This is a genomic window from Tolypothrix bouteillei VB521301 (assembly GCF_000760695.4).
Classification (GTDB): Bacteria; Cyanobacteriota; Cyanobacteriia; order Cyanobacteriales; family Nostocaceae; genus Scytonema; species Scytonema bouteillei_A.
The window spans coordinates 5,262,200-5,276,193 of sequence record NZ_JHEG04000001.1; the positions used below are offsets into that span (position 1 = coordinate 5,262,200).

The following is a 13,994-nucleotide window of genomic DNA, read 5'->3' on the forward strand; positions in this document are numbered from 1 at the left end:
AACATTATGTGGGTATTATTCTATAGATATCGTCTTCCTGCGCTAGTAAGTTTTATGCTAGTCGTTGAAAGCCTTGTCTCCCCCTCTCCTTCCCGCTCCATCCCCCCATCCCCCCATCCCCCTCTCCCCCTACTCGCACAATACGTTGACAGTGGTGCTACAGAGTATTTAGACCAAGGATTGCAGGCGATAAAAGTGGGGAGAGTTGCAGATGCGATCGCATTATTTCGCAAAGCCACCGAACTCGATCCTAATTTAGCTCCAGCACACTACAACTTGGGGCTAGCACTGCGACAAGTAGGACAATTACAACCTGCAGCAGATTCATTTTACAAAGCCACACAAGCAGACCCCAAATTTGCTTTAGCTTACGCCAACTTAGGTGGATCGCTTTTAGAAGGATACAATCTGCAACAAGCAGGAGATTACTTGCGACGGGCTATAGAAATCGATCCCAAACTGGGGATAGCACACTACAACTTAGGATTGGTGTACGAGCAACAGAGAAATTGGGAAAAAGCCATACCATCCTTTAGAAAAGCAATGGAATATAGTCCCAATGCACCCGAACCAGCTTACCATTTAGGGCTGTGCTACTTACAACAAGGTAAAACAGATAAGGCAAAAGAAGTGTTTCGCAAAGCAGTTAAAATTAACCCCAAATATTCAGAAGCTCATTACAATCTTGGAACGATTTTATTTAGTCAAAGTAAGTTTAAAGATGCATTAGAAGCATTTAGAAAAGCAGCTGAAGGAAACTCAAACTATGCAAATGCTTATTATGGAGCGGGGTTAGCCTTTATACAATTAAGACAATACCCCGATGCAGTCAAAGTCTTGCAATATGCCAGAGATTTATACAAGTCTCAAGGAAATTCACAGTGGGCAAACCAAACATCACAATTGTTGCAACAAACACAAAATTTAAACAATCCGCAAAATTTTAATTATCAACCGCGCTAAGTGGAAAGAATAAAGTGTAAAGTATAAAGGATGAAGTAAAGTTCTCAAAGTAGAGATTTGGGAACAGCAACAATTATGGATCGCTACAAATGCTGTCTCATCAAAAGTGTAGATTTTAGATTTTGAGTTGGGAAAATCTTGTTCGGGCTTAACATCAACTAAAAATCAGTCTAATTTTCGTTTCCAATTTGTATCGTTCAAGAACAAAATCAGGGGCTTATATCCGTAAAGATGAAGAATGAAGGAGAAATTTTTCATCCTTTGTTTTTCATCCTTTATCCTTTCTCCAAGTAGTATGTCATGCTCATGAAAAAGCGCCTCAAGAGCCAGTTCTTATTCTCCAATCGCTGGATTGACCGACAGTGGATAGTTCGCAATATGGAAGCTTTCCAAGATCTAATTGTGATTGTCCTGTGTTTGGGTTTATTTGCCGTTATGCTCGTTCAGTTATGGGGAATAGCGATCGCCCTCACGCAGTCAATTGATTATAAACACGTAACAGCCAAAATACTGTTCATCTTGATTTTGGTTGAGTTGTTCCGATTGCTCATGGTTTATTTGCAAGAGCATAGTATTTCAGTTGGAGTTGCAGTAGAAGTTACAATCGTGTCTTTACTGCGAGAAGTTGTCGTTCATGGTGCATTGGAAATTTCTTGGATTCAAGCTGCAGCTATTTGTTGTTTATTGCTAATTTTAGGCGGACTTTTGGTAGTGTGCGCTAAAACACCGCATATGGATTGCATGAGTGCTAACACTAAGGTGTGTCCTATTAAACATTACGAGGATAAGCACCACGACGGTGAATTTCATTCACGACGGTATGAGGAAATTGCTAAAATTCAGTAACCAGTAGTTAGTGACCAGCCATTGGTCACTCTTCACTTGGTCACTCTTCACTAATAGGTATTCTTGTAGACAGATGAAGACCTTCCTTGAGGCAAGTAGAAGGGAAGAAGAAACCGAAAGGAGGGCAAATCTCATGGTTCAAACAGCAGGAAACAATAGTCAAACCCAGAGTCCCGTAAGCAACCTAGAATACGACTTTCTCACCGTTTTGCAAAACAAAGCCGAAGCCATCAAGGCTTATGATGCTTACATTAACGATGCAAAGCAAGCAGGTTCTCAGCCTTGTGTAGAACTATTCCAGAAGTTGCGTCAGGCTGATGTCGAGCACGCACAAGAAATCCGCCATCACCTTCAGCAAGTGATGCAGAACGGTAAGATGTAATACCAAATCCGCTTCTCTAACCCCTTTTAGCCCTAGCGATGTTCGTAATCGCGACTATACAAACGAAGTCCCTCCGGGTTCGCCAGTCGCCTACGGCGGGAAACCCGCCTGCAGCGCTGGACTCACCGCCTACGCGGACTAAATCATAAGAGGGGTTTAAAACGCGGATTTAGTATAAGCTATTGCGCTCTGAATTTACACAGTAGGGTGGGCGAGGACGCCTACCTCATCAAATAGAAAATGTTCTGAGTGTGTACTTGATTGATGGGTTATGCATCACAAATTTTGCCCATAAAAGCAACCCACTCGCAGCTTTTGCAATCTCGTTCCCAGGCTCCGCCTGGGAATGCATTTTTAGAGGCTTCGCCTCAATACTGCTCGGTTTAGCGTGGAAATACGAAAATAGGTAGGTTGGGGAGCCACTCACGTGCGGAGAGAAGTTGCGGCTTGGGGGTTTCCCCCAATAGCAAACTTCGGAGGGTTCCCCCCGTTGAGTGACGTGGCGTTTGAGGAACGAAACCCAACATTTACAGGCATTTGTTGAGTTTCTCGACGGCGATCCAAAGCCAGAAAAATTCTCAGCCCTTGTAGTATTGGGCTCCGCCTCATTGATATCTTTAGTAGAGATATCAAGTGTCACAGCAATTTTCTTTGAGCTTGTAGAAATAAATTTTACTTAAAGAGACGCAGAGGATGCAGAGGGAGAAGTGTTTCTAGAATTGCCATAAGTAGGTCAGTATTAAAAATTATCGTCATGACAAGGCAGATGGCAGAGGGCAGATGGCAGAAGGGAAGAGGTTTTTAGGCAACTTTACTTTTCGTTACATACTTCGGTTTTTTTGCGCCTTTCTACTTATCCTCAAATTAGTGATAGTATTTTTGTTCTATTTTGTTTTTTATAGTGTTATCAATTTGTACCTTATGCTTCAAACAATTCAAGCTAGAAACGTTACTCTGCACGATTTAACAACCAAGTTTAGACTTCAGCTAGTTAAAGACGAGCAATTGTTCCGGGAATGGCAAGATAATTTGCCAGAAATTACCGAACTAGAAAAGCAGCGACTTGATGGAGTTAGAGAGAGTTATTCCAATTTGCTTGAATACCCTCCCATGCTTGAAAATACAGTGAAAATGGTGGCGTTATCTCCTCTGTTAGAATTAGCAGGCTTTTATTTACCTCCCTTTCATATCAGGTCGGAAAAATCTATAGAAATTTCTGCTGAAGATGAAGGCGTCATTGTTAAAGGAGACATTGATGTATTAGTTCTATTTGAACAAATATGGGTAGCTGCAATTGAGTCCAAGCAGGCGCATTTCTCTCTAGATGCAGCCAGAGCACAGCTACTAGCTTATATGCTGGCTGAGTTGCAACCAGATAAACCAACGTTTGGATTAATTACAAATGGTGCTAATTTTCGATTTATTAAATTAGTAAAGGGAATAAACCCTCAATACGCTTTATCCAAACTTTTTGATATTTTTAATCCAGGAAATAATTTATATCAAGTTTTGAGCGTGTTGAAAAGTTTGGGACAATTTTACAGGAAGCAGTAACCAAGGTCATGAAAAGTGACATAAAGATAAAGCTATAGTTTTATCCACTCATTTCAGCTGAGTCCTTCAATGGCTCAATTTCTTGCTTTGCTAATACAGAAATTTCTCTGCTAATAATTTGGTTACATATATCCACACACTCATTACAAATACAAATAGTAACATCTCCTAGTGGTGGACCTGCAATGAGAAGATTAACCTGTTCTCTACTTTTCTTACAAAATGAACAGCAAAGTTCTGACTTGATTTGAGCACTGGTGTTATCGGTCATTATCTTAGACTCCTTAAATGAAATAGATTGGATTTGCCCTTGAAGAGGTAGCAATCGTTCTCTAAGTTGATGGCGAGCTTTGTGCAAACGCCCCTTAACTGCATTGACTGAAATATTTAAGCGCACTGCTACTTCTTGCAGGCTCAGTTGTTCGTGATAAAACAGCAAAGTTGCTTGACGATTACTGTGAGACAGAGTATCGATGGCTTCTAGTAACGCAATGCGGAGTTCTTTATGTTCCGCAACTTGTTCGGGAGCAGCTTTCTCATCAATCAAAAATGGTGCATCAGCTAAATCTCCCACCATTGCTTCTAGAGAAAACACGATTACCTTTCGACGGCGCAATTCGTTGCGGCAAATATTCAGCACAATGCCATACAGCCAACTTTTAAAACGCTTTGGCTGATGCAGTTTCTTCAAGGAAAGATAAGCTTGCAGCATGGCTTCTTGCACGAGATCGCTAGCCAAATCCTTATTGCCAAGCATTTGCTCCGCAATGCGTTGTGCCATCGGCTGATAACGCAACACAAGCCGACCAAATGCAGCTTTATCTCCCTGTCGTGCTAAAAAAATTAATTCTGGATCGCTTTGCTCTGACACGCCTGCTTGCTCAACAACTCTACTTAATAGTGGCAAAGTCAACAGCAAAGGTTACTTGTTACAACATTCCATATTGCCAGTAATTTTGTACTATTTAATTCTTTAATTGCCCACTTAACAATGTGTGACTCTACAGGATGCAGAATATGAGAATAATTTTATGTTATTTCCGAACACACCGAATTATCCGCGCCGAGGTAGCCCCTAAATTCTATTTATGGGGGCTAGGCGCGGGCGACTTTAGTCGCAGTCAAGTTTCTTTTTGGTTTTGAATATACATTTTGATACTGTCTAAAGTCGCACCTCCTACAGTGGATACAAAGTACGAATTAGTCCATAACGAGGGCAGTCGGCTTTTTAATTCTGGAAATTCCAAACGCAAATATCTAGATGTTGCCCCTTTAAATCTCTTCACTACTCGGTGTACTCCAAACTGAGGGTCAACATCTATCAATAAATGCACATGGTCGGGCATTATCTCCATTTCTAATATTTCAACTTTAATGTCAATAGCTATTTGAGCGAGTAATTCTTTAAGTCTGGATGCAACAGCATTAACCAGCACTTTCCGCCTGTACTTGGGGCAGAAAATCACATGATATTTGCACGAGTAAACAATATTATTGCTTGATTTAAATTTTTCAGTCATTTTCCGAAATAGTAGTTTACTATATTGTATCTATATGATAGAGTAAAGATAACTAATAAACAACGCTCGGGAGGTGATTTAATTTGGCAGTAAGAACATCTAGTTTCGTTACAGAAATACCATTGATAACGACATCTAAAGACTTGAGCGTTCTCGCAGCCAGATTAGAGGCAGGGCGACAGTTGTATAATGCTGTTTTATCTGAAGGTTTAGCCAGACTAGAATTAGTACGTAATTCTGAAATATATCAACAAGCTAAACTCATCCCAAAATCCAACAAAAAAGAACGTTCCACAGCGTTTCAAAAAGCTCGTGAAGCTTACAGGTTTAGCGATTACGATTTACAAGCTTTCGCTAATAAAACAGCCATTGCAAGTATTTGGATTAAATCGCACCTTGATGCTAATACTATTCAGAAGATAGCTACCAGAGCATTTAAGGCTGTAGAGCGAATGATGTACGGGTTAGCTAAAAAGGTTCGGTTTAAGCAGAAAGGACAGTTTGCTTCATTAGAAGGTAAAACCAATAAACAGGGTATTCGTTGGACTGGTAACGCTGTTGAATGGTCTACATTGAAGTTAAAAGCCATCATTACTAACGACCCTGTAATATTGCATGGTTTATCATCAAAGATTAAATATGTTCGCTTAGTGCGTCGCATTCTTAATCAAAAAAATTATTGGTTTGCTCAATTAGTTTGTGAGGGACTACCTTATCAAAAGCCTAAAAATATTATTAGTGATGGTACTATTGGTATTGACTTAGGCGTTTCAACTGTTGCAATTGTTGGGGACAAAAAAACTATCTGGACTTCTTTTGCAGACGAACTAGAATCAAAGCAAAAGAAGATTAGAAAGTTACAGCGCAAAATGGATAGGCAACGCCGCGCCAATAATCCTAATAATTTCAACAGTAACGGTACTGTCAAGAAAGGTTCAAAACGTTGGCATAAATCAAACAGATATAAAAAGAAGAATAACAAAAAACGTGAAACAGAACGTAAACAAGCAGCGCATCGTCAGTCTTTACATGGTAGGTTAGTCAACCAAACTTTAGCCATCGGTAAACATATCAAAATCGAGAAGGTATCCGTCAAGGCATGGCAGAAAAATTATGGTAAATCCATAGGGTTTAAATCCCCATCAAGCTTTCAATCAGAACTAGTACGCAAAGCTGAGAATGCTGGTGGAACAGTTCTAATGTTTTCGACAAGGTATACCGCACTTTCTCAAACTTGTTTGTGTGGTAACAAACAGAAAAAATCATTATCGCAACGTGTTCATCATTGCTCAGTCTGTGGGTTAACGATGCAACGTGATATTTTATCTGCTTACCTGAGTCGTCACGTTGACCCAAAAACAGAAACTTTGTCAATCCAATCAGCCAGAGATAGCTGGCTAGGGATGGAGAAATCCCTACTGGACGGTTGGCAAGATGGGTCAAATCAACGTGCGAGAACTGCGACTAGTTCAAAGTCACCTATTAGCAATAATGGGTCAGAGCGCGTGTTCAGTAACCTAATAGCTTGCGAGGAGTCGGAACCTTTGAGGGTAAACGAAACTCGCGTAGTGAGTTAGAACCTCCTGCATTTATGCATGGGGTATCTCAGACCTGCATTAAATACTGTGTCAGTGTATGAGCATCTACGCCTAACTCTGTTCGCTCTTGTGCTGCTAGAATCCCTGCTTGAGCATGCCACCAAGCCGCAGTTGCAGTAATATCCTCCACGGGAATATTTTTAGAAGAAGCTTGAGCTAGCAATCCACTCAGTAACCCGGTGAGTACATCTCTCCTCTTGCTAAAGCAGGGGTGCTTTCGGGATTGAGCCAAACTGTACCTTGGGGATTGGCGATCGCAGCCTTGGCAAAAATTCTTCATCATCCATAATTCAACCCTCGATTGATTGGGAGATTAAAATAGAAATGATAGCAAGCAACATCTTGCATTACCTTGATTACTTACATGATGTAGATTATTTAGCTGCAATTGTTAACTCGGTATCTGACACAGAACTATCCAATATCATCAATAAACTTTTGCAATCAGGGGATAATGAAATTGTTAGTTCGACTTGTCTCTTCATTCAAGATTTGCTGCTTTTTGGTTCTCGACATCCTAATTGTCAGAAGTTTGTAAAAGGTTATCCAGAGTCTTCAATTGTTAAAACTCTTGAACAGCTTCTTTTTTCTCCAAACCATTTTATTCGTCAGCGAGCAGTGTATACGTTAGGTAAGACTTGCAGCCATAGCAGTATCGCGGCGTTAAATCAAGCTTTCAGCGTATTTCGAGACATCGATCCAATCCTGTTACCTAGACTAATCGGTGAAATGGGTTGGCTCGGAACCGAAAATTTCTGGGCACTTCTTGACTCGATGATGAGTAGCCAAATTTACATGACTCGATGGGCCGTTATCGATGTGCTATCTGAATTTGTTGGTGATGATGCACGCGTACAGGATGAACTATTTCAATGCAAATTAAGGTATATTGAGCAATTACGACAAGATTCAAATATTCTCATTCAGTCAGAGGCGGAGTATGAGTATCAATTGTTAAAGTTTCGTAGCTCGACATACGATTTACCGAGAGCAGAGCGCAAAAAGAAACGGAAAGACTTAGAACGGCAGTATAAACCAGCATTTTTTTTTACTAGTATATCGAATGCGTTCACAAATCACTTGTGTGCCAAGGGGTTAACGCAATATTCTATAGCTGAACTTGAAGCATTTATTTTGGATATGACTCAAGCATTTTCAGTATCGTAAGGTTGTGTAGATCGAATTGGGTGTCTGCCTGGGGCAAACGTATTAAAATGAGTATTTATCGGAAGTTGATATGACCTCTAAAAGCAACACTTGTATTAAATACTGTGTCAGTGTGTGAGCATCTACACCTAACTCTGTTCGCTCTTGTGCTGCTAGAATTCCTGCTTGAGCATGCCACCAAGCCGCAGTTGCAGTAATATCTTCTACGGGAATATTTTTAGAAGAAGCTTGAGCTAGCAATCCACCGAGTAACCCGGTTAATACATCCCCACTCCCTCCTCTTGCTAAAGCAGGGGTACTTTCGGGATTGAGCCAAACTGTACCTTGGGGATTGGCGATCGCAGTTCTCGCTCCTTTTAACAACACGACTGCATGACTTTGCGCGGCTGCTTCTCTGACTGCCTTCACTCTATCTTGATTGGCATCGGAAAGATCGGGAAATAACCGCTTAAATTCACCAGCATGGGGAGTGAGTACTGTAGGTGCTTGCCGTTTTTGTAATGTAGGAATGGTTCCCATATCGGCTAAGATATTTAAGCCATCGGCATCCAGAACCAGAGGGACTGTGCTCTCCAACACTTGTTGTAAAATTGGGTTGGCATCTCGTGTTAAACCGGGACCGCAAGCAATAGCATTAAATTTACTGAGGTCAGTATTTTCTGGTAGCTGAAGTTGCGCTATCGCTCCCGACTCAGTTTCCGGACATCCAATAATCAGTGCTTCTGGTAACTGTGCCACCATTATAGACTTGAGAGATTCCGGTACCGCAATGGAAAGCATCCCCACACCACTTGCTCTTCCTCCTAACCCCGTGAGTAATGCTCCTCCAGAATAGCGACGCGAACCGCAAATCAGGAGTAAATGTCCTTCCTTGTACTTATGGGTAACTGGTGGACGGGGTAAAGGGAGAGTGGAAAGCGCGGTTGTTTTTACAATCCGTTTTATACCTAACGATTTGCCTAATATGGCGTGTATGTCAGCCAACGGAATATCAAAATCTATTAATTCTGCTTTGCCAACACAGTCTAAAGCTTGATCTTGCAATAAACCAAGTTTCCATAAACCCAAACACAGTGTATGGGTTGCACGTACCGCCGTTCCCAACACTTCCCCAGTATCTGTATGCAAGCCGGAAGGGAGATCGATCGCGATAACGGGTTTGTGCCATTCATTGAGCTGGTTGATAGCTGTAGCAATGGGATCGGAGATTGCTCTTTCCAAGCCAAATCCAAATAATCCATCAATAAATAGGTGACAATCTGCCAGTAGCTCAATTGATTCGTAGCAAATAATACCTATACTTTGAGCGTACTGCAAGTGTTGTGAAGTTAATTCTTTCCGTTTGGAGAAAGGACAATAAATGCCAACTTCATAACCGCGAAAATACAACTCGCGAGCAACAACTAGAGCATCACCGCCGTTATGACCGGGACCGACGAGAATTCCAATGCGGAATGAGGGGGAGTGGGGGAAATAGGTGGTATCTTCTGCCAATTTTGTTTGGATGCGATCGGCAATTAATCCCGCCACTTTTTCCATCAAAGCGGCTACAGGCATTCCCCCAGCAAAGATACGGTTTTCGATATCCCGCATTTGTTGTGCGGTAACGACTACCTGTGAAATGAGTTCTTGTCTGCCCATGAATTTTGGATTTTAGATTCTAGATTTTAGATTAATCCAAAATCCAAAATCCAAAATCCAAAATCCAAAATTGTTACTTGCCATAATAAACTCTGGTATTAGAAAAATCTCGAATTCGCTGACCTCGCAGATATTTGTTTAAATCTTCCGCTTCTGCACGTTGCTCAAACGGTCCAACTCTTACATGGGGTCCGCGTGGCTCATTTCTAGCTTCAACACATTCCCCATACTTAACTGTTCTTTTCACTTGTCTTTCCAACTCAGGTAGGTTAGAAGAAAGGGCAGGCACTACTACATAGTAAGATTTATCAACATAACCCCTACATCTACCTGGGTAGGGTCTATCTGGGTAAGGTCTGTCACCAACAGTCTGTCCGTTGGAAAGGTCGATAGCCACAACACCACTTAAACCATAGGATACTAGCCTGTTAGTTAGCCTTCGCATACGAGATTCGCCACACTCATACCCTGCTTGAATGGCATTCCCATAATAGAAAGCATCGCTGACGACTTGCCGAACTCGACTGAGCCCGTTCCTTCTATCCACCAATATACGATAGCACCCTCTATTATCTGGATACCTCCGATCTTGTTCCTGAGGTGCGTTGTATTCTTGATAGTTCCCAGGAGGTGGGGGAGGTAGTTCTTCAAACTGAGCTTTTGCAGAAGTCAATGGTAACAGCACTGCTACCCACCCTCCCAAAAGCAAAGACAGACAATGAATGCTGAAAAAGGTTATGCCCCTATTTGGTATTGGTTTTGACATACTTATTGGTAAGTAATCCAGAAAAAGTATAAAGTTATGAAGAATAAAGTATCAAAAATAAAGCGTTTTTAGGTACGCATACTGTCTTTTGCAAGCGAAAACAACTGAGACAGTAGAAATTTTAAGTGTTATATCCCTATTATCGGTAAAATACTTCACATTTTATCCTTTATCCTTCATACTTTATCCTTTCAACAGGTGGGCGAGAGAGCGTCAAATTTGGTACGCTGGAGTTACCGCTTTGCATATCGTGAGTCAGCTGTCAAAAGTTTGACACAAGGTGCAAAACTCTATCTATTTGGAAGCGGTCAATAGCGATCGCAATGTATAACGGAGATGAACAAAGTCGTAGTAGGTCTTTCAGGCGGAGTTGATAGTTCCACCGCCGCAGCCATTCTGCACGCTCGGGGCTATGAAGTGATTGGTCTGACCCTTTGGTTAATGAAAGGGAAAGGTCAATGTTGCTCTGAGGGTATGATAGACGCGGCTTATATTTGCGAACAGCTAGGCGTTCCCCATCACGTTGTTGATATTCGGGATGTCTTTCAAACAAATATTGTCGATTTCTTGGTAACCGGTTACAGCGCAGGTATTACGCCTTTACCTTGCTCGCAGTGCAATAAGACAGTGAAGTTTGGACCCATGTTGCAGTACGCTCGCGAAAATTTGGGATGCGATCGCATTGCCACAGGTCATTATGCTCGCATTCAGTACGATGAAGCAACGGGGCGTTACCAACTGTTGCGAGCGGTAGACCGCAACAAAGACCAGTCCTATTTTCTTTATGACTTGTCGCAAGATTTACTAGCAGGTTCCGTGTTTCCTCTGGGCGAAATGCTCAAAGCAGATACCCGTCGCGTTGCAGCAGACCACGGTTTGAAAACAGCAGATAAGCCAGAAAGTCAAGACCTGTGTTTGGTAGAAAGCAACGGTTCCATGCGAGCATTTCTTGACAAATACCTTGCACCCAAGAAAGGGGATATTGTAGATACCGCAGGGAAAGTTCTGGGACAACATGAAGGTATCCATCACTACACAATCGGACAGCGAAAAGGCTTGGGGATTGCAGCCCCCGAACCACTGTATGTCATCTCTCTAGACGCAGTGAATAACCGGGTTGTTGTAGGCGATCGCACAAAAGCGACTCAGCCAGAATGTACGGTAGCTCAAGTCAATTGGGTATCCATAGCCGAACCATCCAGCCCCATTCGAGCCGAAGCACAAGTTCGCTATCGGTCAACACCCGTACCAGTTACAGTGATTCCTTTAGAAAACTCTCGTGTCCGCATAGTTTTTGATGAACCCCAGTTCAGCATTACCCCCGGACAAGCCGCTGTTTGGTATGACGGAGAAAAGGTTTTGGGTGGTGGGATTATCGAACAGTTTAACTAGAGTGGTTAGTGGTTAGTAGGATCGCAATGCCTTGCGCCCCTATTAACCACTAACCAACCACCATGTCAAACTTAGTCAGTGGAGAAACAAATTGATTATTCTGTGTACCCATAACTGTGGAGGTGTAGGAAAAAGAGTTAAGTATGCCTTTGGAAAATGAAAAAATTCACCAAAAAATTCCAGCAAGTACTTCATTAGCGCAACAATCTTTACAAGAGAGTTTTCAAGACAATCAGCCAACAGATGTTTCAACAACGCAGGTCGAAAATGCCTATGTAGAGCGGGTCATTGCAGAGGCGGTTCAGCAGGAGCAAGAAATTGACAACCCAACACAATTTACTGTGAATCTCGGCGAATCTCAAGAGAAGATAGCTAAGGAAATTCGCCAAGCCTTAGGATTGAGTTTTGAAGTAACTTTAAACTCTGCTATCAAGTATGCTCTTTTTTATGCAAACAGTTTGGGAGTATCTATTAGCAATCTTGAAGAGTATCCTCGTAATCTAGCTGCACAGTCAATCAAAATGAAAGTGACGCCTGACACTTGGTATAAACTCAAGGCATTTAATGCAACAGACCAAATTTCAGAATGTATTGTAATAGGTCTTCAACTATTGTATAAGCAATTAATAAATATTAAAATTAATAATGAGCATTCATGACAGACCAGTGGGTAACGAGAAAACTAATAGAAGCAATTATTAGCCTCGATCCATCAACTAAGGGAGAACTAGGTCGGCGTGCAGCAGCTCATTTAGGACTAAAACCAGGCCCATCTGGTAAAGACGGCGGTATTGATGGGGTTGGATTTTATCAAGGATGCAAAATATATTTCCAATCTAAATTGGAAAGCCAATCTTTAGATGCAGATTATGCCGATAACTTATACGCAAAGCTTGTACGTCACTAAGCAGATGTAGGTATTGTTTTATCGGGAAGTGGTTATACAAAGGGATTTGAGCCAAGACTGAAAGAGTTTCAGCAAATCCACTCTAACGTTTATCAAATCAAGTGGTTTAAAATACACTTGTTGGACCTAAGCGATTACTTTGATGAAACTTCAGAGTTTAATAAAGCAGCACAAGACTTACCACTATTGCGCGACTTATACCAATTCTATGTGAAGTTGCACATTATTGCCCTCACATTAAAAATGTGGGGCTATACAAACAAAGCCTGCCTTCGCAGGCTAATTGTATGCATCTTCATAGAAAATTGGTATTAAGTATCGAAAAGTGGATTGATTGATATCGTATCAGTTCATCAATGTCGCCAAAAACTTATAATAAACATTCATGACAAATAAGTAGGTTCCGAGAAAACCTACAGAAGCAGCGTTCGGGTTGCGATCGCTCATGATTATATGACAAAACAGCGTCAGAAAAAACCTTGAAAAAATATGACAAAACATACCAATCAACCCCAAGAATTTGATGCTGTGTTGGGAGGACAAGCACCACCACCGACAAGTAGTGTGATTCTGGGTGGAATAGAAGGCTTACGAAGACGTTTCGCTACTTTGACTGGGGAACAAAAAACAAGTACTCTCGCTGATGCTCTTCAGTATGGAGAAGCTGGAATCGATTTGTTAGTGGAAGCATTAAACGATGAGGCTTTCACCGTTAGAGCAACTGCTTATAAGCTTTTACATGAGTTAACATCTATAAAAGCTAAACAAGCTGTTAACAATGGCATTCTTTTAAAGAAGGGAGATAAAGTTTACTGCGTTTATTCTTCAGCAATTTCTTATGGAGACGATTGGTTTTATATAGGAGATTATATTACCGATTCTAATCAGGAAGAGTTAGAAACCGATGCTTACTACGAAGATGAGAAGCCTAAGCTCATCTCACGTCATCTTTTTCAAGAAGATGCTGAATTGGAGGCAAAAATATTACATCAAAGAAGAATGTTGGAAGTTGATTTTTCTACATTATATGTGAATAATTATAATTTAAATTTCAATATTCAAAAATGGTGTGGACTAAATCAAGTATCTTTAGACAATTTTCCAGAATATGAAGAACCATGGGAATTGGAGAACCAAGTTTTAAAAATGGAGGTAAGTAAGAAATGTCACGTATAAAAAGTATAGGATTCCTATTTGATTTTTGAATAAGACTACGAGATAATACGGTCAAGCAATAAGTGTAAAAACAAACTATTAA

General features: G+C 41.2%; 15 protein-coding genes and 1 pseudogene. 10 read left to right on the forward strand and 6 right to left on the reverse strand.

The genetic code is table 11. The features are described from left to right. Nucleotides 1–6: 6 nt before the first annotated feature. The 3 genes from HC643_RS21160 (at nucleotide 7) to HC643_RS21170 (ending at nucleotide 2,191) form a co-directional block, all read left to right on the forward strand. Complete coding sequence (locus HC643_RS21160) at nucleotides 7–963, forward strand: tetratricopeptide repeat protein (protein WP_050045324.1); 957 nt, start codon at nucleotides 7–9, stop codon at nucleotides 961–963. Between the two features lie 306 nt (nucleotides 964–1,269). Continuing rightward, nucleotides 1,270–1,809, forward strand: a complete 540-nt coding sequence (locus tag HC643_RS21165; protein WP_038087270.1) for a phosphate-starvation-inducible PsiE family protein — start codon at nucleotides 1,270–1,272, stop codon at nucleotides 1,807–1,809. 133 nt (nucleotides 1,810–1,942) lie between these two features. After that, the gene (locus tag HC643_RS21170; RefSeq protein ID WP_038087261.1) at nucleotides 1,943–2,191 is read left to right on the forward strand and encodes a hypothetical protein; all 249 of its coding nucleotides are present in this window, start codon (nucleotides 1,943–1,945) and stop codon (nucleotides 2,189–2,191) included. Nucleotides 2,192–2,614: 423 nt separating this feature from the next. Here HC643_RS21170 and HC643_RS21175 read toward each other — a convergent pair whose 3' ends face one another. Next, nucleotides 2,615–2,800, reverse strand: a complete 186-nt coding sequence (locus tag HC643_RS21175; RefSeq protein ID WP_137986131.1) for a hypothetical protein — start codon at nucleotides 2,798–2,800, stop codon at nucleotides 2,615–2,617. 312 nt (nucleotides 2,801–3,112) lie between these two features. Between HC643_RS21175 and HC643_RS21180 the strand changes: the two genes are divergently transcribed. Continuing rightward, the gene (locus HC643_RS21180) at nucleotides 3,113–3,745 is read left to right on the forward strand and encodes a hypothetical protein (RefSeq protein ID WP_038087274.1); all 633 of its coding nucleotides are present in this window, start codon (nucleotides 3,113–3,115) and stop codon (nucleotides 3,743–3,745) included. Between the two features lie 40 nt (nucleotides 3,746–3,785). Here the strand turns inward: HC643_RS21180 and HC643_RS42155 are convergent, their stop codons facing one another. Continuing rightward, complete coding sequence (locus HC643_RS42155) at nucleotides 3,786–4,658, reverse strand: RNA polymerase sigma factor (RefSeq protein ID WP_162002290.1); 873 nt, start codon at nucleotides 4,656–4,658, stop codon at nucleotides 3,786–3,788. A 208-nt stretch (nucleotides 4,659–4,866) separates the two neighbouring features. Beyond that, nucleotides 4,867–5,265 (reverse strand): IS200/IS605 family transposase, encoded by a 399-nt coding sequence (gene tnpA, locus HC643_RS21190; RefSeq protein WP_038087267.1) that lies wholly within the window; start codon nucleotides 5,263–5,265, stop codon nucleotides 4,867–4,869. An 83-nt stretch (nucleotides 5,266–5,348) separates the two neighbouring features. Here tnpA and HC643_RS21195 point away from each other — a divergent pair, with 83 nt between their 5' ends. Next, nucleotides 5,349–6,842 (forward strand): RNA-guided endonuclease InsQ/TnpB family protein, encoded by a 1,494-nt coding sequence (locus HC643_RS21195; protein ID WP_038072491.1) that lies wholly within the window; start codon nucleotides 5,349–5,351, stop codon nucleotides 6,840–6,842. Nucleotides 6,843–6,870: 28 nt separating this feature from the next. On the opposite strand, the pseudogene HC643_RS21200 reads toward HC643_RS21195, so the two are convergent. Continuing rightward, a pseudogene (locus HC643_RS21200) lies at nucleotides 6,871–7,130 on the reverse strand (NAD(P)H-hydrate dehydratase); the annotation flags it as partial. A gap of 57 nt (nucleotides 7,131–7,187) precedes the next feature. Between HC643_RS21200 and HC643_RS21205 the strand changes: the two are divergent. Beyond that, on the forward strand, nucleotides 7,188–8,030 hold the full coding sequence (locus tag HC643_RS21205; RefSeq protein WP_038083028.1) for a HEAT repeat domain-containing protein: 843 nt from the start codon (nucleotides 7,188–7,190) through the stop codon (nucleotides 8,028–8,030). A gap of 42 nt (nucleotides 8,031–8,072) precedes the next feature. Here HC643_RS21205 and HC643_RS21210 read toward each other — a convergent pair whose 3' ends face one another. Beyond that, entirely contained in the window at nucleotides 8,073–9,671 is a 1,599-nt protein-coding gene (locus HC643_RS21210) for a bifunctional ADP-dependent NAD(P)H-hydrate dehydratase/NAD(P)H-hydrate epimerase (protein ID WP_038083027.1), read from the reverse strand. A 73-nt stretch (nucleotides 9,672–9,744) separates the two neighbouring features. Then, nucleotides 9,745–10,437, reverse strand: a complete 693-nt coding sequence (locus HC643_RS21215; protein WP_050045320.1) for an SPOR domain-containing protein — start codon at nucleotides 10,435–10,437, stop codon at nucleotides 9,745–9,747. Between the two features lie 336 nt (nucleotides 10,438–10,773). Between HC643_RS21215 and mnmA the strand changes: the two genes are divergently transcribed. The 4 genes from mnmA (at nucleotide 10,774) to HC643_RS21235 (ending at nucleotide 13,912) form a co-directional block, all read left to right on the forward strand. Further along, complete coding sequence (gene mnmA / locus HC643_RS21220) at nucleotides 10,774–11,829, forward strand: tRNA 2-thiouridine(34) synthase MnmA (protein WP_038083026.1); 1,056 nt, start codon at nucleotides 10,774–10,776, stop codon at nucleotides 11,827–11,829. Nucleotides 11,830–11,972: 143 nt separating this feature from the next. Beyond that, nucleotides 11,973–12,488 (forward strand): hypothetical protein, encoded by a 516-nt coding sequence (locus HC643_RS21225; RefSeq protein ID WP_038083025.1) that lies wholly within the window; start codon nucleotides 11,973–11,975, stop codon nucleotides 12,486–12,488. Continuing rightward, nucleotides 12,485–12,736, forward strand: a complete 252-nt coding sequence (locus tag HC643_RS40860) for a hypothetical protein (protein ID WP_063779459.1) — start codon at nucleotides 12,485–12,487, stop codon at nucleotides 12,734–12,736. The genes HC643_RS21225 and HC643_RS40860 overlap by 4 nt, the downstream gene beginning before the upstream one ends. Nucleotides 12,737–13,225: 489 nt before the next feature. After that, nucleotides 13,226–13,912: a hypothetical protein gene (locus HC643_RS21235; protein ID WP_167844728.1), complete on the forward strand. Its 687-nt coding sequence runs from the start codon at nucleotides 13,226–13,228 to the stop codon at nucleotides 13,910–13,912. The last annotated feature ends 82 nt before the right edge of the window (nucleotides 13,913–13,994 follow it).